We start from the raw sequence: 21,441 nt of genomic DNA on the forward strand, positions 1-21,441 counted from the left end.
CGATAAACAAATTCCCCTCTTTAGCAAAGAGGGGCTAGGGGAGATTTGGCAGAAGATTTTCACGAAGAAAATAAGCGATTACTTAATCAACTTCAGCTCTTTCGCCACTTTCTCAATATCTTGATAGTTGCCGTTTTGCGTTGGGATAAACTTCTCGGCAGAGAGTAAATTCATCACCTGTGAGCTTGATGCATCGGCTTTTAATAATGCCGCTTTCACTTTCTCTTTGGTTCCGTCACCAAATTTTTTATCAACAAGATTAATGGTCCAGTTGTAATCATAGTAATCCGGTGTGGTGTAGAAAAGCTCGACTTTATCGTGATTAACTTTGCCTTCTTTCACCATTTTATCCCAGTACTGCTTATTCACCGCACCGATTTGCACAGAACCTGCTTCTACTAAGCCGTAGGTTTTATCATGCGAACCGCTGTAAGTTGGTTGAGCGTCTAAGTCTTTTTCAGGGTTAACTCCGGCTTCCGTTAAGAAAAAGCGTGGCATTAAGTGACCCGATGTCGAACTTTCGCTACCAAAAGCAAGGGTGTGACCTTTGACATCTTTAATCTCTTTCACATTATCTAAGCCTTTTTGCTTGATAAAGACAGACTTAAATTTTTCATCTTGCGGACGTTGTGCGATAGCTTCAGCACCTTGCACTTTGGCACGTGCTTGTACCCCCGTTAAACCACCGAACCAGACTAAATCAATTTCGCCACGACGGAATGCGGTGACTACGGCAGCATAATCGGTGACAGGCACATATTGCACCTTTAACCCCGTTTCTTTGCCTAAATACTCTGCAAAACTGTCAAACGAACGGGTCATTTCGGCAGCGTTATAGTCAGGAATAGCACTGATTTTAAAGGTTTGATCGGAAGGTGATGCGAAAGCAACCGGGCTAAACAGCACGCTGAGAGCGGTGAAAGCAGTTGCAAAACTTGCAAAAAGCGTTTTCATGGTGTTCTCCAAAAGAAATGTAAACAAATTGTAATGTTCAATATGAACGAGCGAAAGATACGCGATTTTTTATAAAAAACAAGCGATTTCTGCGATTCATTTGGGAAATCGGTTTATCTTTGATAATATCACTCGCCTTACCGAATCTCTTTTTAGAATTAAGCGACATATCCGCTCTATATAATAAAACCATGGCATTAATCGAATACAATCCCCCTGTTGAACCTTGGCTTGACGAAGTTTATCGTGATAATCATATTTTAATCATTAATAAACCAAGCGGCTTACTTTCAGTACCCGGAAATCGCCCTGAATATCAAGACAGTGCAATGGTGCGCGTACAGCAAAAATACGGTTTTACCGAACCGGCTCACCGTTTAGATATGGCGACAAGCGGTATTTTGTTGTTTGCATTAAGCAAACAGGCGGAAAAAGAACTCAAACGTCAATTTCGTGAACGTGAACCGAAAAAGCATTATCAAGCGTTAGTTTGGGGCAAATTAGGCGAAAAAGTGGGCGATACGGGGACAATGAATTTTCCGCTCATCTGTGACTGGGAAAACCGTCCGCGCCAAAAAATTTGCTACGAACGGGGCAAACAAGCGGTCACTTTCTACGAAATTCTTGCACATTATCCCAATAATACGACAAGGGTGAAATTAACCCCTTATACCGGGCGTTCGCACCAATTACGCGTACACTGTTTAGCTTTAGGTCACCCAATTGTGGGAGATAAATTTTATGCAAATCCGTTGGCAAAAAGTTTATCACCAAGACTTTGTTTACACGCAGAAGCATTAACCATTACGCACCCTATTACGCACGAACTGATGACATTTGAAGCGAAACCCGAATTTTAAAAGGCAAATAAAATGAACTTTCAATGGCAGAAATATCCTGAAAATACTAAAAAGCTGTTTAGGCTCTCTACACCGATTTTTATTTCGCAATTAGCCACATCCGGCATGGGCTTGGCGGATATTATTATGGCAGGATTGGTGAGTGATGCGGATGTTTCTGCGATTGCGGTCAGTCACTCGATTTATTTCCCGCTATTCCTCTTGGTTTTAGGCATTTTAAACGCGATTACCCCGACGGTTTCTTACTTAAACGGTGCCAATCAACGTAATTTAATTGCCCATCAGGTGCGACAAGGTGTTTGGATCGTATTTATGTTGAGTCTTCCGCTGATAGTTATTTATCTTAATGCGCATTTGCTCTTCACCTTGATGGGTACGCCGGCTGAATTTGCCGATAAAGCACAGCACTATTTGATTGCACTCTGTTTTGGACTGATTCCCTCCTTACTGGCAGTCAATCTACGCTGTTTTAACGATGGCTTATCCAACCCTAAACCGGCGATGTACATTACCTTTTTCGGCTTAATTTTGAATATTCCGCTCAACTATATTTTTATTTTCGGCAAACTCGGTATGCCTGAATTAGGGGCGGTTGGCTGTGGTGTGGCAACGGCAATCGTAAACTGGGTTATGTTTGGGCTGATTTTACATTATTGTTATACCAACCCAGCCCAAAAGGATATTCGTCTGTTTGAAAAATGGATCGAAAAACCGTGTAAAGCGACGTTAAGCAAACTGTTCAAACTCGGCACACCGATTGGTTTTGCATTGTTTACCGAAGTCATGCTGTTTGCCGCATCTTCTCTCATTATTTCGCCGTTGGGTTCACAGGTGGTGGCAAGTCATCAGGTTGCCTTACAAACCAGTTCGCTGTTTTTTATGATCCCGCTGTCATTTAGCATTGCGACGACCATTTTAGTCGGTCAAACCTTGGGAGAGAAGAGAATCGAAGAAACCAAATACCTGACCTATCATGCCATTTTTACGGGAACGGTTGTCGCATTGTGTATCGGTATGGTGATTTTACTGCTAAAAGACCTGATCCCTTATGCCTTTACCGGCGATCCGATGTCTATTACGATTGCTTCCGGGTTATTGATTTTTGCAGCAATTTACCAGATCCCCGACTCAATTCAAGCGGTATGTAACGGTATTTTACGCGGTTATAAAAATACCAAGCCTATTTTACTGACGACATTCATTTGTTATTGGCTCGTCGGAATGCCATTAGGCACTATTTTGGCTCGTACCGATTGGATCGTTCAGCCAATGGCTGCAGCAGGATTTTGGCTGACCTTCTGTGTTTGTTTAAGTTTGGCGGCAGGGCTGTTTTTCTATTTTATGCGGAAGATTCAGGCTGTGCCTGAAGAGATGTTAATTAAAAGATTGGAGTCAATGAAGTAGTTTACAAGCGGTCTGTTTCGTGATGTTTTTTGCAAAAAAGTCACGCCAACCGACCGCTTGTTCATGGGGTTTAGCCTTTCTCATACCAAATTTTATTGATGTATAAAAGCACTTTACCGAGCGGGGTGTCGACGAGGATCTCATCATCAACCTGTTTTCCGATTAAGGCTCTTGCCACCGGTGAGTCAATCGAAATCCACTGTTTTGCCGGATCGAACTCGTCACAGCCGACGATGCGATACTGCTTGATTTCACCTTCTTCGTTTTCGAGTTCGACCCAAGCGCCAAAAAAGACTTTTCCTTCCTGAGTCGGGTGATAATCGACAATTTTCAAGACTTCTAACCGTTTAGACAAAAAACGTACTCGGCGGTCAATTTCACGCAGGCGGCGTTTACCGTAAATATATTCCGCATTTTCACTGCGATCGCCAAGGGCGGCGGCATCGGATACGGCTTGGGTGACTTTGGGGCGTTCATCTTTCCAAAGGTATTTAAGCTCTTGATCTAACGCTTGCCAGCCGGCACGAGTAATATGGTTTGATTTTGCCATTAGCTTGCAAACTCCACGATACCCGAGACTTTACCTTCTTCCGTTACGGCAATAAGGGAGTGAATATGGTTTTCCTTCATATATTCTTCCGCATGGGCAAGGAAGGTACCGTCCGAAATAGTGCGCGGGTTTCGAGTCATGATTTGCTCGGCGGTTTTGTTCAAACTATCGGCACCGAATTTTGCTAAGGTACGACGAATATCGCCGTCGGTGATGATGCCGAGCAGGTTATCGTTTTCCATAATCACGGCAACGCCCATTCTGCCTTCGTTAATCACATTAAGAATATCGCTAAAGAGTTGAGTCGGCGTACAGATCGGCAGTTTCGTTTGCATCACGTCACGCACGCGGCAAAGCAATTTACGCCCCAAGCTGCCGCCGGGATGATAGCGCGCAAAGTCCTCCGCTTTAAAATCACGGGCTTTAATTAAGGCAATGGCTAAAGCGTCACCGAGCGCCATGGTAATCAGGCTGGATGTCGTCGGCGCGAGATTATTCGGGCAGGCTTCACGTTCAATGCTGATATCTAAGGTAATATCGGCATGGCGGCCTAATGTGGATTGCGGGTTTCCCGTCATAGCGATAATTTTATTACCGAAATTTTTCAAACTCGGAATTAACTTATTCACATCATCCGTTTCGCCGCTGTAAGAAATCAAGATCACCACGTCAATGGGTTTCAACATTCCCAAATCACCGTGGAATGCTTCCGTCGGATGTAAAAAAAAGCTTGGCGTACCGGTGGAAGCAAAGGTTGCCACCATTTTTTTTCCCACTAAGCCGGATTTTCCGATACCGGCAACAACAATGCGTCCTTCGCAATGTAAGATCATCTCAACGGCTTGGTTAAAATTATCCGAAAGATTTTGATTCAGTCGAGTGATGGCTTGGGCATAAAGGTGTAATGTGTCATTGGCACTTGAAAGATGATTCATAGCATATCCTGGTGTAAGCGGTATATCGGCGGAATTATACGCTAGTTTACCTAAATAAAAAAACACGGAAGTGCTTCGCGCTTCCGTGTTTTCTCAGATAAGATTATTCCGCTTTCGGTTTGATAATAGCGTAGGTTATGCCGGTTACCGCAGAACCGATGGCAATTGCCGCTAAATACATCAAGGGTTGTGAAACAAATGGGATCACGAATAGACCGCCGTGAGGGGCTTGTAATGTGATACCTAAACCGAGTGAAATCGCCCCAGCCGTTGCACCGCCTAAGATAGAGGTGGCAATCACACGCACAGGATCAGCTGCCACGAACGGTAACGCACCTTCAGAGATAAAGCATAAGCCCAGTACGAAAGAGGCTTTACCTGCATCACGTTGGTTTACGGTAAATTTGTTGCGTGCAATCCAAGTCGCAATCGCCATACCGATAGGTGGCACCATACCTGCCGCCATTGCCGCCGCCATCGGGGTGTTTACGTCAGAAGCCAACATACCGACGGAGAAGGTATAAGCTGCCTTGTTTACCGGACCGCCCATATCGGTACACATCATCGTACCCAGCACGATACCTAATACGATAGCGTTCACTTCGCCCATGGATTTTAACCAATTGGATAAGGCTTCCATAATGCCGGCAACAGGAGGGTTAATCACATAAACCATGGCTAAACCGACAATCGCAGAGCCTAATAGCGGTAGGATTAAAATTGGTTTTAGCGACGTTAAACTTGCCGGTAACTTGATGCTGTCATTTAAGAATTTCACCACATAACCTGCAAGGAAACCGGCAATAATACCGCCTAAAATCCCTGCGCCCGCCGTTGTCGCTAACATACCGCCGACAAAACCTGCAGTTAAACCCGGGCGGTCAGCAATCGAATAGGCAACATAACCGGCAAAGACTGCGATCATCAAGTGGAATGCCGCACCTCCACCAATATCCATTAACGCTTTCGGTAAACCGCCTGCGATATTCGGATCTTTAAAGGCTTCAATACCGAACATAAAGGAAATGGCGATTAACAAGCCACCTGCAACCACGAACGGTAGCATATGTGATACACCTGTCATTAAGTGTTTATAAATCCCTTTCTTCTCGCTAGTCGCTTCTTCGCCTTTCGCCGTTGCCGCAGAACCGCCTTGATAAACGGTCGCTTGTTGGAACGCTTTTTCAAACTCCTGAGCCGTTTTCTTCAAAGCTAAACCTGTTGAAGTGCGGTACATCGGCTTGCCTTGGAATTTGCTTAAATCCACATCGATATCCGCCGCGACAAAGACTAAATCTGCCGCCGCAACTTCTTCTGCTGAAATCGGGTTGCCTGCCCCCACTTGTCCACGGGTTTCTACTTTCACATTCCAGCCTTGTGCTTTGGCATAGTTTTCAATCGCTTCAGCAGACATAAAGGTATGTGCAACCCCTGTCGGACAAGCGGTTACTGCCACGATATTTTTTACGCCCGTGCTTGAAACCGCTGCTTGCGTTGCATTTGCAAAAGTTTGAGCAGAATTAACCGCTTGTGTGAGTGTCGCTTCAGGTTGAATAAAGGCTTGCTCAAGACTAACCACCGCCCCTTGTTTACCGACGACGTTCGCAGGCACTTGCTCATCAAATAACACCACAAAATCCGCTTGTTCTGCATTGACCACAGAATGCCCTTGCTGTTTTGCCGCTGCCGTTAGCACTTCATTTACAAGGAATGCTCTTGCTTTACCGAGTTGTGCCGGGAAAATAAATGAAATATTCATATGTTATTCCTATCAATGTTTAAGAAATCTATTTCCCTCCCCCGTTTACGGGGGAGGGTTAGGGTGGGGGGATTTGCCCGAAGGGCAAACTACGTCTGCAATCCCCCCTTCCTCCTTCGGCACCTTCCCCCGTAAACGGGGGAAGGGAATGTTCAAAGGTTATAAATTCGTTAGCGTTACTCTCGCCAAAATCCCTTCCAACGCCGTTTTATCACTCACGCCCACGTTACTTTGGGATACCGCTAGGGCAGATGTCGCACTGGCAAAGGCAAGGGTTTTCGCTTTATCCCAACCTTGAGAGAAACCGTAGATCAGCCCTGCAACCATTGAGTCACCAGCCCCTACGGTACTTACCACATTTTCACAACGTGGCGGTTGGGCTTGAAGTACCCCTTCGTTATTGATCCAAACGGAGCCTTTTTCACCCATTGAGATAATCACGTTTTCAATACCTTGTGACCGTAGCTCTTGTGCTGCATCAATCACCGCCTCTAAGGTTTCAAGCGGTCGGTTTGCCCAGACTTCCAATTCACGGCGGTTCGGTTTCACCAACCACGGATGGGCTTTTAAGCCGGCGGTGAGCGCTTTATTACTGGTATCCAACACGACTTTTAAACCTTGATCGTGTAAGGACTGCAGCCAATCGGCAAATTGTTCTGGTGAGACACCGCGCGGTAAAGATCCGCAAACGGCAACCAAATCAAATTGTTCGTGCCATTGCTGTGAAAGGGCGGTAAATGTTTGCCAATCTTCCGCTTGGATTTCAAATCCTAAGAAATTGAGATCGGTTACATCCGCTTCCGTTTCGGTAATTTTCACGTTGATACGGGTTTTACCGGCAATGCGGTAGAACTGATCTTTCAATCCGTTCACTTCAAACGCATGTAAAAAATCCCCTTGGTTTTCATCGCCTAAAAAACCGGTAACGGCTAAATCCGTCCCCAAGTCGGCAAGTACTTTCGCCACGTTAATGCCTTTACCGGCAGGGTAAAGACCGAGGGTTTCGACGGTATTCACTTCGCCGATTTCAATCCGTTTTAAACGCCCGACCAAGTCAAAAGCAGGGTTGAGGGTGACGGTTGCAATACGTAATTGTTGAGTCATAACTTCACCTACTGATTATTCGCCTAAGCCGGCTTCAATTGCCGCACCAATTCCGTCAAGCGCTTTTTGGGCATCTTCGCCCGTAGCGACAAAGCGTAAGCGGTTACCTTTTGTCACACCTAATGCCACGACTTTCATTAAGCTTTTTGCACTGACGAGCGCGCCTTCACGATCTAAATTTTGAACTTGAATGGTCGCGTTGTATTTTTTCACTTCGTTAACCAGTATCGCAGCAGGACGAGCGTGCAGACCGTGTTCGTTTTTTACGATAAAGATCGCCTCAAGTTCACCTTTATCGGCATTTGCAGAATTTTCGGCGGAACTGACCGCTTGTACTTGTTCACTTACCGCTTGAGCTGCGGCAACGGCTGTAGCGGCAATACCTGCCACGCCGCGGACTTCAATACTGTCTTTTTCCGTCGGGGTGAAGCTCGGTTCTTCTCCCAATCCTGCGGCAAAGGCTTTTCCAAGCGCTTCGATGGCTTGCTGTGCATCGTCACCTTCCGCCACAAAGCGTAGACGGTGACCTTTGGTCGCACCTAACGCTACAACGCGCATGGTGCTTTTTGCATTGACCGGAGCGGTTGCTCGCTCAAGGTTCTCAACGGTGACTTTGGCGCCGAACGGTTTTAACGTTTGTACCAATACCGCAGCAGGGCGGGCATGCAGCCCGTGTTCGTTACGTAACGTAAAGGTGCCGATAACTTGGTTTGCTCCGCCTGTCGAGTCGCTTGGTGTTGCCTCTACAGTCGCTTGGGTTGTCGGTGAACTCGGTGCGGTTTGTCCGAAAATGGTTAAGATTTGTTCGATAGGTGCTACGGTCAGTTGTTGACGGGTAGCGATTTTGAGTAGTTTTGTCAGATACGTTTGCAGGCTGTCGTCAATGGCGGCAACGGTCAGTAAGGTTTTTCCGTCTTTCGCTCGGGTAACGGCAATACCGTTGAGTTGGTTGCCTTTCGCACTGTCGGCGAGAAACACATTGTGGCCTAAGGCTAATGGAGGTGTTGAAATGACTTCACTGACAAAGGTTTGATTCACATAGCCTTTTTCTTGAAGTTTGGCGGCATTAATGGCTGAAAGCGTAATTAAGCTGGAAGAGTCGATATTTAAAGAGATAAGTTCTGAAGATGTCAGCGGTTCGTTACGTTTACCGCTTAATACGGTGATAAATTCATCCAAATTTTGCGTTTTTGCTAAGGTTTCCGCCGCAGCCTCATCGCTGAGTATTGTGGTTAATTGGCGTAGTAAGGTTAAATGTTCATCCGATTTTGCAGCAATACCGATGACGACATAGGCAATGTTGCCTTCGCCCCATTCAATCCCTTGCGGAAATTGGTAAACCTGTACGCCGGTATTTTTGACAAGGTTTCGGGTTTCTAATGTACCGTGCGGAATTGCAATGCCGTTGCCTAAGAAGGTGGACGTTTGGGTTTCACGAGCAAGCATCCCTGCTTCGTAGTTTTCGGCAACATTCCCATTGGCGACTAACTCTTTGGCAACAAGATGAATGGCTTCTTCTTTGCTACCGGCGGCGCCGTTTAAGCGGATATTTTGTGCTGATAAATTTAGCATTGAAACTCCTTATGGATTTAATTTAAAAAATAAAATAATTTGCTTCGATTGTACTCTATTTTTGGCTAAATCGATCTAGCGAAATAAAATTTAATCACAGAAAAAATCCCTTTTTGTGATCTGGCTCACAATAAAGGGATCAGAATGGAGGGATGTTTAAAAAACAGTTAACTTACAATTTCATTTGGAGTAAAAAAATAAGCGATTTCCCGTTGTGCGGAGAGTTCGGAATCGGATCCGTGAACGCTGTTTTTAGTCGTATCAAAGCCGTACATTTTGCGGATCGTCCCGGCTTTACGTTGTTCCGGATTGGTGGCACCCATCAATTCACGGTAATGGGCAACGGCATTTTCGCCTTCCAGCACTGCAACGACAATCGGTGCCGACACCATAAATTCAATAAGCGGTTCAAAAAAGGCTTTCCCTTGATGCTCGGCATAAAAGCCTTCGGCTTGCTCTTTGGTTAAGTGAAGCATTTTTAACGCTTTTATACTTAATCCGTTTTTTTCCATGTGACTTAAAATTTCACCGATAAGATGACGCTTAGTCGCATCGGGTTTAATGATGGCAAGGGTTTGTTGAATCATTTGCTTATCCTTATAGAGTTGTAGGGAGAGGATTATCCTCGCCCAAAAGATAAATTCAAAGTGGGATATAACCCCACCCTTATGCATTTACTTCTACTTCACCTGCATACCAGCCGTCACGCCGCTATCGGCGGAGAGTAAATAGAGATCCGACCCGCCTGTACCGGCAGATAAAATCATCCCTTCCGACATACCAAACGACATTTTGCGTGGGGCAAGGTTGGCAATCATAATCACAAATCTGCCTTCAAGCTCTTCAGGTTGATTGTACGCCGCTTTGATACCGGAGAAGACTTGGCGAGTGTGGTCGCCTAAATCGAGTTCAAAACGTAATAATTTATCCGATTTCGGCACGGCTTCACATTTCAATACTTTTGCCACACGCAGATCGAGTTTGGCAAAGTCGTCAATGGTGATTTCAGGGGCAATCGGTTCCACTTTGGTTTCACAAGCGGTCACTTCTTTGCCTTTTTTTGCAGTTTCTGCTTTTACGCTTTCGGCGAAAAGTGCTTTGGTTTCTTCAATCACAGCGTCAATCTGTTTTTTCTCTAAGCGAGAGAAGAGCGATTTAAACGGTGCAATGTTGTGGGCAAACAGTGGTGAACCGATATTGTCCCAACGTAGTTCCGTTTGTAAAAAGGCTTCGGCACGTTCCGCTAGTTTTGGTAATACCGGTTTGAGATAGCTCATTAATACACGGAATAGCTCTAAGCCCATTGAACAGACCGCTTGTAATTCAGCGTCTTTGCCTTCTTCTTTGGCAATCACCCACGGGGCTTTGTCGTCAATGTATTTATTGGCTTTATCCGTTAATGCCATAATTTCACGGATCGCTTTGTTGTATTCACGAGTTTCAAAATAAGTGGCGATCTGTTCCGATTGTGCAACAAATTCATCAAAAAGTGCTTGATTTTCTAATGTTGAAGCGAGTTTGCCTTCAAAACGTTTTGTGATGAAACCAGCGGTACGAGAAGCCAAATTGACTAATTTATTGACGATGTCGCTGTTTACCCGTTGTACGAAATCTTCTAAATTGAAATCGAGATCTTCAATGCGGTCGTTCAGTTTCGCCGCATAGTAATAACGCAAACACTCAGGATCGATATGTTTTAAATAAGTGCTGGCTTGAATGAATGTACCACGAGATTTTGACATTTTTTGTCCGTCCACCGTCACATAACCGTGTGCAAAGACGTTTGTCGGTTTGCGGTATTCGCTTCCTTCTAACATCGCAGGCCAAAACAGACTGTGGAAGTAAACAATGTCTTTACCGATAAAGTGATACAACTCGGCATCACTCTCTTTTTTCCAGAAATCATCAAAGTTCAAGCCCGTGCGGTCACAGAGATTTTTGAACGAAGCCATATAGCCGATAGGGGCATCAAGCCAAACATAGAAGAATTTGTTTTCGCTATCCGGAATTTCAAAGCCAAAGTAAGGCGCGTCACGGCTAATGTCCCATTGCTGTAAACCGCTCTCAAACCACTCTTGCATTTTATTGGCAATTTCAGGTTGAAGCGAGCCGGAACGTGTCCACGCTTTCAACATTCCTTCAAAGCTTGGTAAATCAAAGAAAAAGTGTTCCGACTCTTTTACCACAGGGGTAGAGCCTGATACTACCGAACGTGGATTGATTAAATCCATCGGGCTATAAGTAGAAGCACAGACTTCACAGTTATCGCCGTACTGATCTTCCGCTTTACATTTCGGGCAAGTACCTTTCACAAAGCGATCAGGTAAGAACATATTTTTTTCAGGGTCAAATAACTGCGAGATCACCTTGCTTTTGATAAAACCGTTCGCTTTTAATTTTTTATAGATGGCGGAAGTGTATTTACGGTTTTCTTCGCTGTGGGTGGAATGATAGTTATCAAAACTGATATTAAAACCGGCAAAATCCGCAATGTGATCGGCTTTGGCTTTTTCGATTAACTGTTCAGGGGTAATGCCGAGTTTATCCGCATTCAACATAATCGGCGTGCCGTGAGCGTCATCAGCACAGACGAAGTGAATTTCGTTGCCGCGCATACGCTGAAAACGTACCCAAATATCCGCTTGAATATGTTCAAGCATATGCCCTAAGTGAATTGCGCCGTTCGCGTAAGGCAGGGCACAAGTAACTAAAATTTTACGTTGTTGATTCGACATGCTGTTCTCGCTGTTTTAATTCAATAAATCGGGGGGATTGTAACGGAAATCAGAAAAGTTGTGTAGAAAAAGCAATAATAAGCGGTCGGATTCACGGAATATTTTGCAAAATATGACGCAAATCCGACCGCTTGTCTGAATCAATGAAAGAGATCTCGCCCTTGGTGAGGGATGCGTTTGAATTGGCTGAGTGCGACTAACAGCAAAACAACCAAATAGGCAGCGAAAATACCGATGAGCCATTGCGGCATACTTAATCCCCACATTTGCCATGTAATTTCGTTACAGTTGCCTGTCGCTTCGAACAGATTCGGGAACCATTCGTTCAAGGGCAACGTACTCGGAAATTCTACAAATGGAGAACATTGATTCCACGGAGCCGAGTTGAGTTGATAGTCAACGTGTTTGACGGCAAGACGTAACCCTTTGAATGCGCCTAATATTCCGATAAGCAAGGCTAGCCAACGGAATACGGCAAATTTAGGTGCAATCAACGCAATTAAGCCGGCAACTAACACGGCGAGAAGTGCTAAGCGCTCATAAATACACATAACGCAGGGATTGAGCCCCATGCCGTGTTGGAAATAAAGGGCTGTCCCTTCTAAAATCAGGCAGCTGACAACCAGCAGCAGCCAAGCTCCTCGAGTCAGGGAAAGCACTTTAAGATAACGAAGCATATAAGATCCTTAATTTAACGGGTAATTAACCAACCCCATTGCGTCATGAGGTTAGTGAGCGGTGGGAGTAGAAACTCCACGGCAAGGAAGCCGACGCCGGAAAGTACAATAGTATACGGTAGTGCCATGTAAACCATTCTGCCGTAAGATAATTTGACTAACGGTGCAAGCGATGATGTCAGTAGAAACAAGAATGCGGCTTGACCGTTCGGCGTTGCAACAGACGGAAGATTTGTCCCGGTATTGATTGCGACAGCAATCAAGTCAAATTGTTCACGTGTAATGGTTCCTGAGGTGAGTGCATTTTTCGCTTCATTGATGTACACGGTGCCGACAAAAACGTTATCCGATATGGTAGAAAGCAATCCGTTGAAAATATAGAACAATGTCAGTTGGGACTCTTTCTCGGCGGATAACACGAATTGAATGATCGGATCGAACAGTTTTAAATCGACGATCACGGCAACAACGGAGAAGAAAACAACCAATAGTGCGGTAAACGGTAGCGAATCTTGGAAGGCTTTCCCCAATGCATGTTCGTCGGTAATACCGCAAAATGCGGTACAGATGATGATGATCGTTAAGCCGATTAAACCTACCTCAGCCAAATGTAGCGCAAGACCGATAATGAGCCATACGCCGGCAACGGCTTGAACGGCAAGTTTGAGTCTGTCTTGTTTCGTCATTTTTCGTTCTTTTTGGATATTGTAGTGGGCAAGCACGATCCATACTTTACGCGGCAGCCTGTCGCCGTATCCGAATAATTTGTATTTTTCGACAAGATAACAGGTAGTAATGCCGCAGGCTAATACGATCAGACTAACTGGTGCTACTCGGAGGAAAAATTCGCCGAATCCCCATTCGGCTTGTGCTGCGATGATTAAGTTTTGCGGTTCGCCAACCATGGTCATCACGCCGCCTAACGCACTTCCGACACCGGCATGCATTAACAGACTGCGTAAGAAACCACGGAATTGCTCTAAAATTTGCTTATTGGTGATGATTTTGTCGTCATTAGTGATGTCGGTGGAGTCTTCAAAATTGTTACCGGAGGCAACTTTGTGATAAACGCCGTAAAAACCGATACCGACACTGATGATCACGGCAATCACGGTTAATGCATCTAAGAAGGCGGATAAAAATGCGGCACTTAAACAAAAGGCGAGAGATAAGGCTTTTTTAGAATGAATGGCAATAATTAATTTGGTAAAGACATAAAGTAGCAATTGTTTCATAAAATAGATGCCGGCAACCATAAACATCAGCAGCAAAACAACTTCAAAGTTTGCCATAATTTCTTGCTTGATATGATTGGCTTTCGTCATGCCGATGATCACGGCTTCAATTGCCAATAAACCGCCCGGTTGCAGCGGATAACACTTTAGTGCCATGGCTAGGGTAAAAATAAATTCGGCAACCAATGCCCAACCGGCAACAAAAGGACTGATAAAGAAATAAAGCAACGGGTTAATCGCTAAAAACGCAATAATACAAATTTTGTACCATTCGGGCGTTTTTCCTAGGAAATTTTTGAAAAAAGCGTCAACATTACTCATAAGGATATTTTCAGATAAGATAAGAATATACGGATTGTAATATAGTTTAGTTTAAAGGATAATACCGTTTGTTAGCTATTTGGTATAACAATTTCATTTTTGATAACTAGGTCACATTTTTATTATTACAACGGAGTTTTTCTCCAATTTTAATTGGGAATACTTACCATGGATAAGTCTGAAATTTTAAAAGCACAAAGCCCTGCTGCATTGGCAGAGGAATATATCGTAAAAAGTATTTGGAATAACCATTTTCCAGCGGGATCAGACTTGCCGGCAGAACGTGAGCTTGCAGAAATCATCGGAGTAACCCGAACGACATTGCGTGAAGTGTTACAGCGTTTAGCCCGGGACGGTTGGTTAAATATTCAACACGGTAAGCCGACAAGAGTGAATAATGTTTGGGAAACGGCGGGACCGAATATTATCGGCACATTGATAAAATTAGACGCTTCTACGGTGCCCATAATTATTGCCAATGTTGTTTCATTGCGCACCAGAATGGGTGAATCTTATATACCCGAAGCCATTCGTTTAAATTCTAAAGCTTCTCTCGAACTGTTCAAATCACTCGATACTTTACCGGATACCGCAAAAGATTATGCGGAGTTTGATTATGCGTTGTACCGCAGTTTTACTTTCATTGCCAATAAACCTGTTTACGGATTAATTTTAAACAGTTTTAAAGAACTGTATTTTCAAATTGCCCACCTGTTTTTTAGCGATCCGAAATCCCGCCAATTAACGCTAACGTTTTATCAGGGATTGAAAGCGGCATGTGAAGCCGGTGATGAAGAAAACGCAATTAAATGTATGGCGTTAGGCCGCCAAATGAGTACACCGATTTGGTCTGAAATGCTTAAAAACCTGCCGGCGGATTTTGGTGTGTAATTTACTGTCTTTTTAAGCATTTATCGTTATTTAGGTTTTGTATAACAGCTATTCGGTTGGTGAGAGATTGCCTACCGAATAGTTTTTTTACAATGAATAAATTTTCTTCTTTTGTGTTTTTTCTCCCTATTTCTCCTTTTCTTAAAAAGCCTGCAGCACGAATTTTCTTCATTCAAAACGTAATTATTTTCCTTTTTAGCTCTTCGACGGATTTCAAACACTTTATTTTTCATTTTACTTATTTATTGAAAACCGCTTGCCCCTTTAATGTGAAATCGATAAAATTTGCCAAAAAGTGGTAAAAAGTGGTGTTTTGTGGAGAACTTTTTCCGGAGTTGAACATCAATACTAAAGTTAAAACGTTTGTTTTCAGGTTGGGCAATCATGTTTCGCGGTGCAACTTCAATCAATTTAGACAGTAAAGGGCGGTTGGCTATTCCGACGCGCTATCGTACCGAATTGCTTGAAAAACATCATGGCGCATTAGTCTGTACCGTCGATATCCGTCAACCTTGCTTATTACTTTACCCTCTACATGAATGGGAAATTGTTGAGCAAAAGTTATTGGCTCTGTCTAATTTCGATCCGATGCAACGCCGAATTCAGCGTGTTATGCAGGGATTCGCGACAGAATGTGAGATGGATTCGGCGGGGCGCATTTTACTCAGTCCGACATTACGTCAGCATGCCGAATTGGAACAACATATCATGTTAGTCGGACAATTAAATAAATTTGAGATTTGGCAAGACAAACAGTGGCAGGCGCAAATTGCCGAAGACCTCGCTCTAGGCAGTTCGGCGGAAATGCTGCATTGCGATGCATTAAAAAACCTTTCTTTATAATCGGATAAATAGGATGAACGATACCCAAGAACATATCACCGTGTTGTTACATGAAGCGGTGAATGGTTTAGCGATCAAGCCGAACGGCATTTATATTGACGGCACCTTCGGTCGCGGCGGGCATTCTCGTCTTATTTTAAGTCAATTGGGTGAACAAGGGCGGCTGATTGCGATTGATCGCGACCCCCGGGCAATTGCGGAAGCAAAGACGATCTCCGACCCTCGTTTTCAGATTATCCACAGTCCGTTTTCTGCCATTTCCGAAATTTGTGAAACGCTTGGTTTAGTCGGCAAAATTGACGGCATCCTACTTGATTTAGGTGTGTCTTCCCCGCAACTCGACGACGCGGAGCGAGGCTTTAGTTTCATGCGTGACGGTCCGCTTGATATGCGAATGGACACCACCAAAGGTCAGTCGGCTATGGAATGGCTTGCTACTGTTTCTGCGGAAGATTTAGCATGGGTATTGAAAGAATTCGGCGAAGAGCGTTTTGCCAAACGTATTGCACAAGCGGTTGTTTCTTACAATAAATTTGCAAATGAGAAAATTTCACGGACGTTACAACTCGCTCACCTCATTGCCGATGCCGTGCCGTTTAAAGATAAACATAAACATCCTGCAACCCGTTCGTTTCAAGCGATTCGCATCTACATCAATAGCGAATTGGATGAATTGGAAAAAGCGTTAAATTCCGCTTTAAATGTACTTGCACCGAAAGGGCGCTTGTCGATCATCAGCTTTCATTCGTTGGAGGATCGCATGGTCAAGCAATTTATGAGAAAGCAAAGTAGAGGTGAATCCGTGCCGAAAGGTTTGCCGGTTTTAGAAAGCGAATTGAATAAAAATATTCCGTTAAATCTTGTCGGCAAAGCCGTTATGCCGACGGATGCGGAGATTGAAGCGAATCCCCGTTCGCGTAGTGCCGTATTAAGAGTAGCGGAGAAAAGATAATGTCGAATGAACGTTACCCGTTACGCCAAGTGATTTTAGATGATTTAACCAGTCACAATAAAGTAGCGTTGATTTTGTTAATCGGTGTGGTTGCCAGTGCAATCGCGACGATTTGGATTACCCATCAAACCCGTTTGCTGACGGCTGAGCAGGGTAAATTGGTTCAAATGCATCAAAAATTAGAAAGCCAATATATCCATTTACAATTGGAAGAAAATTCAAAAAGCCAAAAATCCCGCATTGAAGCCATTGCGGAAAAATTCGGTTTACAACCTGTTAAAAGAGAGCAAGAAATTATCTTGGTAGAATAAAATGAGAAAGCCAGCAGTTAAATTTAAACCTAAAAAAGAAGCGCAAATACCGGAGTCGGCAAGTTTAAAACGCGAGCCAAGTTTTCTGCCTATGCGCTTTTGGATGGTTTACGTATTGGTTGCCATCATGGCCGTTGCACTTATCGGCCAAAGTTTTTATTTACAAGTTTCCGATTCGGATCGCTTAATTAAGGAAGCGAATAACCGATCTTTACGAACCAAAGAGCTTCCGTTTACCCGTGGTAAAATCTTAGACCGTAACGGTCGGGTCTTGTCTATCAGCGTGCCAATGTATTCGATTACGCTCGACCCGAAAGAATATTTCGATACCAAATTACGTCGCAGCAAGGATCAATGGCGTAAATTAGCGATGGAAATAGGAGGATCGGCAGGTAAAATCGAGGCCAGCGTCAATAATTTTATTAAAAATAAGAAAAAGAGCGCAGAAAAGAAATATGATCCTCGTGCCATTTCCAATACCAAAAGTGATGACTACTGGACGTTATTGGCGCGTTCTACCTCGTTGGATTATAACGAATTGATCGATAAAGTCCGCAATAATCCGAATTCGCCGTTTATTCAATCTGAAAATATGATTGCCCAGCTTGAGCGGGAAAAAATGCAAGAGCTCGCTAAAGGGTTGGGTATGAAATACAGCACTTTAATGGATAAACTGTACAAGGCTTCCGAAGAACGGTTTATTTATATTTCCCGCCATGAATCCGAGACGATTGCCGATTATGCCAAGGCGCTAAAAATTGACGGGTTGGTGCTAAAAACCGAATCACGTCGTTTTTACCCTTTAGCCGAAGAAGTTTCTCAGCTGGTCGGCTTTACCGATGTGGATGATGAACAAGGAACGGAAGGATTAGAACGCAGTTTTGATTCATTACTTGTCGGCAAAAACGGTAAGCAGGTTATCCGTAAAGATGCTCGCGGCAATGTGATTGAGCATGTTCGGGATGAGAAAAAATACGATCCGCAAGATGTCATGTTAAGTATTGACGAAGAGCTGCAATCCATGGTGTACCGTGAAATCAAAAAAGCGGTGATTGAAAATAAAGCGGAATCAGGTACGGCAGTGTTAGTCGATATTCACACCGGTGAAGTCCTGGCAATGGCGAATGCACCGTCATTTAACCCGAATAACCGTTCCGAATTTAAATCCGAATTAGCGCGTAACCGTGCCATCACGGATACTTTCGAACCGGGTTCTACCGTAAAACCTTTAGTGGTGTTAACGGCGCTACAAAATAAAGTGACTTATTCCGATGAAGTGATTAATACCCGTCCGTTTGTAGTCAACGGACATACGATTAAAGACGTAGCACCTCGCGAAAGCCTAAGTTTGACGGGTATTTTGCAAAAATCAAGTAACATCGGCGTAAGCCGCTTGGCATTACGCATGCCTTCAACAGCGTTAGTGGATACTTACTCCAAAGTCGGTTTTGGTAAAGATACCGGATTAGGTTTAGGTGAACAGCGTGGCAGCAACGGTGATCGTAAGCGTTGGGCTGATATTGAACGTGCTACTATGGCATACGGCTATGGCTTGAATGTAACCCCGCTACAGCTTGCGCGTGCTTATGCAACATTAGGCAGTTTTGGTATTTATCGACCGCTTTCCATTACCAAGGTCGATCCGCCGGTTATCGGTGAGCGGGTGCTTCCGGAAAAAATTACCCGAGAAGTGGTACAGATGATGGAAAGTGTCGCACATAAAGGTGAGGGGGGAGCAAAAGCAGCGGTTGACGGTTTCCGCGTAGCGATTAAAACCGGGACGGCGCGTAAACTGGAAAAAGGCAAATATGTCGAAAAATACGTTGCTTACACCGCAGGACTTGCACCGGCAAGTGATCCCCGTTTTGCCTTAGTTGTACTGATTAACGAACCGAAAGCCGGTAATTACTACGGTGGTGCGGTATCTGCTCCGCTGTTTTCAAGCATCATGGGCTATACCTTAAAAGCCAGAAACGTGAAGCCTGATAATATCACCGAAGATACGAAAAGTGCGGTAAGAGCCATAAAGATGAATTCAACGAATTAAATTTTTTTATCTCCCTGTTTTCACAGGGAAATTAAACAGAGAGACAATATAATGAACCGTTTACTTCCTTTTTTTCCTGAACTTGAACGTTGGACAGCTTTAATCACATTAAATCAAATGACTCTAGATAGTCGCCAAGTCGGACAAGGTGATCTGTTTGTGGCATTAAAAGGGCATCAGGTAGACGGTCGTCAGTTTATTGAAAAAGCGATTGAACAAGGTGCTTCTTTAGTTTTAGCTGAAGCGGATGACGATGTACAAGCGGTCTCATTTGCAGAAAATTTTGCAAATGAGACCGCTTGTATACTGGAAGTGCCGAATTTACCGAAACAACTTTCAGCGATTGCAGGTGCATTTTATGGCAATCCGTCAGAAAAATTAACCCTTGTCGGCATTACAGGTACCAACGGCAAAACCACTACCGCACAGCTTTTTGCGCAATGGCAAAACTTGCTTGGCGGTAAATCAGCGGTGATGGGCACAATCGGCAACGGACTATACGGGCAAGTACAAGAAGCGGTAAACACCACCGGTTCTGCCGTTGAAATTCAACGTAACCTGGCGAACTTTGTCGAATTAGGTGCAGATTTCTGTGCCATGGAAGTGTCTTCTCACGGCTTAGCACAATATCGAGCTGAAGCCTTATCCTTTGACTTGGCGATTTTCACTAACTTAAGCCGTGATCACCTTGATTATCACAACACAATGGAAGAGTACACCCAAGCGAAATTCCGCTTATTTGGCGAGCTTTCATCAAAACAACAAGTGATCAACGCTGATGATGAGATCGGGCGTGAATGGCTGGCAAAATTGCCTGACGCTGTTGCTGTGAGTACCGACAACCAGTTCCAACCACAACAAACCCGTTGGGTTAAAGCGAAAGCGGTACAATTTACCCTACAAGGTGCGACCATTGAATTTGAAAGTAGCTGGGGCAACGGCGAAATAAAAAGCCGTTTAATCGGGGCATTTAATGTCAGCAACTTATTAATCGCTTTCGCCGGTTTGTTGGATCTGGGCTACGATTTACAAAAATTAGTGGAAACTGCACCGCTCTTAAACGGCGTATGTGGACGTATGGAATGTTTAATTAGCGAAGAAAACCCTGAAGAGAGCCCGATGGTGATTGTCGATTATGCTCATACGCCTGATGCCTTAGAAAAAGCCTTAGATGCCGCTCGTTTGCATTGCGAAGGTGAATTATGGTGTGTCTTTGGTTGCGGTGGTGACCGTGATGCGGGTAAACGCCCGTTAATGGCACGCATTGCCGAACAGCTAGCGGACAGAGTGATTGTAACGGATGACAACCCACGCACCGAAGATCCTGATGTGATTTTTAACGATATTATGAAAGGTTTCCGCAAGCCAAAAGCGGTGCAATCTATGCATATTCGTCAATATGCGATTGAACAAGCGATTGCCCAAGCCGAACCAAAGGATGTGATTTTGATTGCCGGTAAAGGACACGAAGATTACCAAATTATCGGCACGAAGAAATATCACTTTTCGGATCAAGAGTGGGCGAAGAAGTTTTTGGGGTGATTATTTTATCTATAACTGAAATTCCACTTACTTAGTAAATTATTTAGGCTTTTGCAAAATGAACTTTCAATTGATTTTTGAAGAATTAAAACAACATCAAAATGTTGAGTTAGCTAAAAAAATGTCTGCATATATGAAAGACAAGTTTATTTTCTTAGGTGTTCAGAAGCCATTAAGAGATAGAATTTGTAAACCTCATTTTAACGCAGCCAAGTCATTGCCTATTGATTGGCAATTTATAGCACACTGTTGGAAAGCTGATTATAGAGAAATGCAATATGTTGCAGCCGATTACTTACGATTTAATAAGAAAAAATTATGTCCTGAAGATATCCCTCAACTATGTTCACTGATTGAATGCAAGTCTTGGTGGGATAGTGTAGATAGTCTAGATCAAACAATAGGTGAGATTTCATTTAATTATCCAGCGACGAAATCTATTTTATTAGAGTGGAGTAAATCGGAAAATTTTTGGTTAAGAAGAATCGCAATTGATCACCAGTTATCGCGTAAAGAAAAAACAGATATTCCATTATTGGAAGAAATTTTGATTAACAATTTAGAACAAACAGAGTTTTTCATAAATAAAGCAATGGGGTGGGCATTAAGAGATTTTTCTAAAACTAATCCTGATTGGGTAAGAGGCTTTATTGATAGATACAAACATAGAATGTCTAGATTGGCTATTCGTGAGGCGAGTAAATATTTATAACTTGCAAAAAATTGAAAAAATGTGACCGCTTGCAAAG

General features: G+C 43.8%; 19 protein-coding genes. 9 read left to right on the top strand and 10 right to left on the bottom strand.

What is annotated here, in order from left to right; translation table 11 throughout:
• Positions 1-78: 78 nt before the first annotated feature.
• Positions 79-954, bottom strand: a complete 876-nt coding sequence (locus tag ACEYKX_RS01285) for a putative selenate ABC transporter substrate-binding protein (protein WP_373766934.1) — start codon at positions 952-954, stop codon at positions 79-81.
• 191 nt (positions 955-1,145) lie between these two features.
• Here ACEYKX_RS01285 and rluA point away from each other — a divergent pair, with 191 nt between their 5' ends.
• Both rluA and ACEYKX_RS01295 read left to right on the top strand, forming a co-directional pair.
• Positions 1,146-1,814: a bifunctional tRNA pseudouridine(32) synthase/23S rRNA pseudouridine(746) synthase RluA gene (gene rluA / locus ACEYKX_RS01290; protein WP_373766935.1), complete on the top strand. Its 669-nt coding sequence runs from the start codon at positions 1,146-1,148 to the stop codon at positions 1,812-1,814.
• Positions 1,815-1,826: 12 nt separating this feature from the next.
• Complete coding sequence (locus ACEYKX_RS01295) at positions 1,827-3,218, top strand: MATE family efflux transporter (RefSeq protein WP_373766936.1); 1,392 nt, start codon at positions 1,827-1,829, stop codon at positions 3,216-3,218.
• 70 nt (positions 3,219-3,288) lie between these two features.
• On the opposite strand, the gene greB is transcribed toward ACEYKX_RS01295, so the two are convergent.
• The 9 genes from greB to nhaB form a co-directional block, all read right to left on the bottom strand.
• Positions 3,289-3,768: a transcription elongation factor GreB gene (greB, locus tag ACEYKX_RS01300; protein WP_373766937.1), complete on the bottom strand. Its 480-nt coding sequence runs from the start codon at positions 3,766-3,768 to the stop codon at positions 3,289-3,291.
• Complete coding sequence (locus ACEYKX_RS01305; protein WP_373766938.1) at positions 3,768-4,703, bottom strand: KpsF/GutQ family sugar-phosphate isomerase; 936 nt, start codon at positions 4,701-4,703, stop codon at positions 3,768-3,770. Before ACEYKX_RS01305 ends, greB begins: the two co-directional genes overlap by 1 nt.
• Positions 4,704-4,806: 103 nt before the next feature.
• Positions 4,807-6,462: a fructose-specific PTS transporter subunit EIIC gene (locus tag ACEYKX_RS01310; protein ID WP_373766939.1), complete on the bottom strand. Its 1,656-nt coding sequence runs from the start codon at positions 6,460-6,462 to the stop codon at positions 4,807-4,809.
• Positions 6,463-6,621: 159 nt separating this feature from the next.
• A complete protein-coding gene (gene fruK, locus ACEYKX_RS01315; protein ID WP_373766940.1) occupies positions 6,622-7,566 on the bottom strand; it encodes a 1-phosphofructokinase in 945 nt (314 codons plus the stop codon).
• Between the two features lie 15 nt (positions 7,567-7,581).
• Entirely contained in the window at positions 7,582-9,138 is a 1,557-nt protein-coding gene (gene fruB, locus ACEYKX_RS01320; protein ID WP_373766941.1) for a fused PTS fructose transporter subunit IIA/HPr protein, read from the bottom strand.
• 167 nt (positions 9,139-9,305) lie between these two features.
• Positions 9,306-9,725 (bottom strand): nucleoside-diphosphate kinase, encoded by a 420-nt coding sequence (gene ndk, locus ACEYKX_RS01325; protein WP_373766942.1) that lies wholly within the window; start codon positions 9,723-9,725, stop codon positions 9,306-9,308.
• A 93-nt stretch (positions 9,726-9,818) separates the two neighbouring features.
• Entirely contained in the window at positions 9,819-11,873 is a 2,055-nt protein-coding gene (gene metG / locus ACEYKX_RS01330) for a methionine--tRNA ligase (RefSeq protein ID WP_373766943.1), read from the bottom strand.
• Between the two features lie 140 nt (positions 11,874-12,013).
• Positions 12,014-12,550 (bottom strand): disulfide bond formation protein DsbB, encoded by a 537-nt coding sequence (gene dsbB, locus ACEYKX_RS01335; protein ID WP_373766944.1) that lies wholly within the window; start codon positions 12,548-12,550, stop codon positions 12,014-12,016.
• Between the two features lie 14 nt (positions 12,551-12,564).
• Positions 12,565-14,106: a sodium/proton antiporter NhaB gene (gene nhaB / locus ACEYKX_RS01340; protein WP_373766945.1), complete on the bottom strand. Its 1,542-nt coding sequence runs from the start codon at positions 14,104-14,106 to the stop codon at positions 12,565-12,567.
• Between the two features lie 168 nt (positions 14,107-14,274).
• Between nhaB and fadR the strand changes: the two genes are divergently transcribed.
• The 7 genes from fadR (at position 14,275) to ACEYKX_RS01375 (ending at position 21,404) form a co-directional block, all read left to right on the top strand.
• Complete coding sequence (gene fadR / locus ACEYKX_RS01345; protein WP_373766946.1) at positions 14,275-14,997, top strand: fatty acid metabolism transcriptional regulator FadR; 723 nt, start codon at positions 14,275-14,277, stop codon at positions 14,995-14,997.
• 384 nt (positions 14,998-15,381) lie between these two features.
• Positions 15,382-15,840 (top strand): division/cell wall cluster transcriptional repressor MraZ, encoded by a 459-nt coding sequence (gene mraZ, locus ACEYKX_RS01350; RefSeq protein WP_373766947.1) that lies wholly within the window; start codon positions 15,382-15,384, stop codon positions 15,838-15,840.
• 13 nt (positions 15,841-15,853) lie between these two features.
• On the top strand, positions 15,854-16,792 hold the full coding sequence (gene rsmH, locus ACEYKX_RS01355) for a 16S rRNA (cytosine(1402)-N(4))-methyltransferase RsmH (protein WP_373766948.1): 939 nt from the start codon (positions 15,854-15,856) through the stop codon (positions 16,790-16,792).
• Positions 16,789-17,103, top strand: a complete 315-nt coding sequence (gene ftsL / locus ACEYKX_RS01360; RefSeq protein WP_373766971.1) for a cell division protein FtsL — start codon at positions 16,789-16,791, stop codon at positions 17,101-17,103. The genes rsmH and ftsL overlap by 4 nt, the downstream gene beginning before the upstream one ends.
• Position 17,104: 1 nt before the next feature.
• Complete coding sequence (locus tag ACEYKX_RS01365) at positions 17,105-19,150, top strand: penicillin-binding transpeptidase domain-containing protein (RefSeq protein ID WP_373766949.1); 2,046 nt, start codon at positions 17,105-17,107, stop codon at positions 19,148-19,150.
• 51 nt (positions 19,151-19,201) lie between these two features.
• Complete coding sequence (gene murE, locus ACEYKX_RS01370; protein ID WP_373766950.1) at positions 19,202-20,692, top strand: UDP-N-acetylmuramoyl-L-alanyl-D-glutamate--2,6-diaminopimelate ligase; 1,491 nt, start codon at positions 19,202-19,204, stop codon at positions 20,690-20,692.
• A gap of 58 nt (positions 20,693-20,750) precedes the next feature.
• Positions 20,751-21,404, top strand: a complete 654-nt coding sequence (locus tag ACEYKX_RS01375) for a DNA alkylation repair protein (protein WP_373766951.1) — start codon at positions 20,751-20,753, stop codon at positions 21,402-21,404.
• The last annotated feature ends 37 nt before the right edge of the window (positions 21,405-21,441 follow it).

It is taken from the genome of Glaesserella sp. (assembly GCF_041817755.1).
GTDB lineage: Bacteria > Pseudomonadota > Gammaproteobacteria > Enterobacterales > Pasteurellaceae > Glaesserella.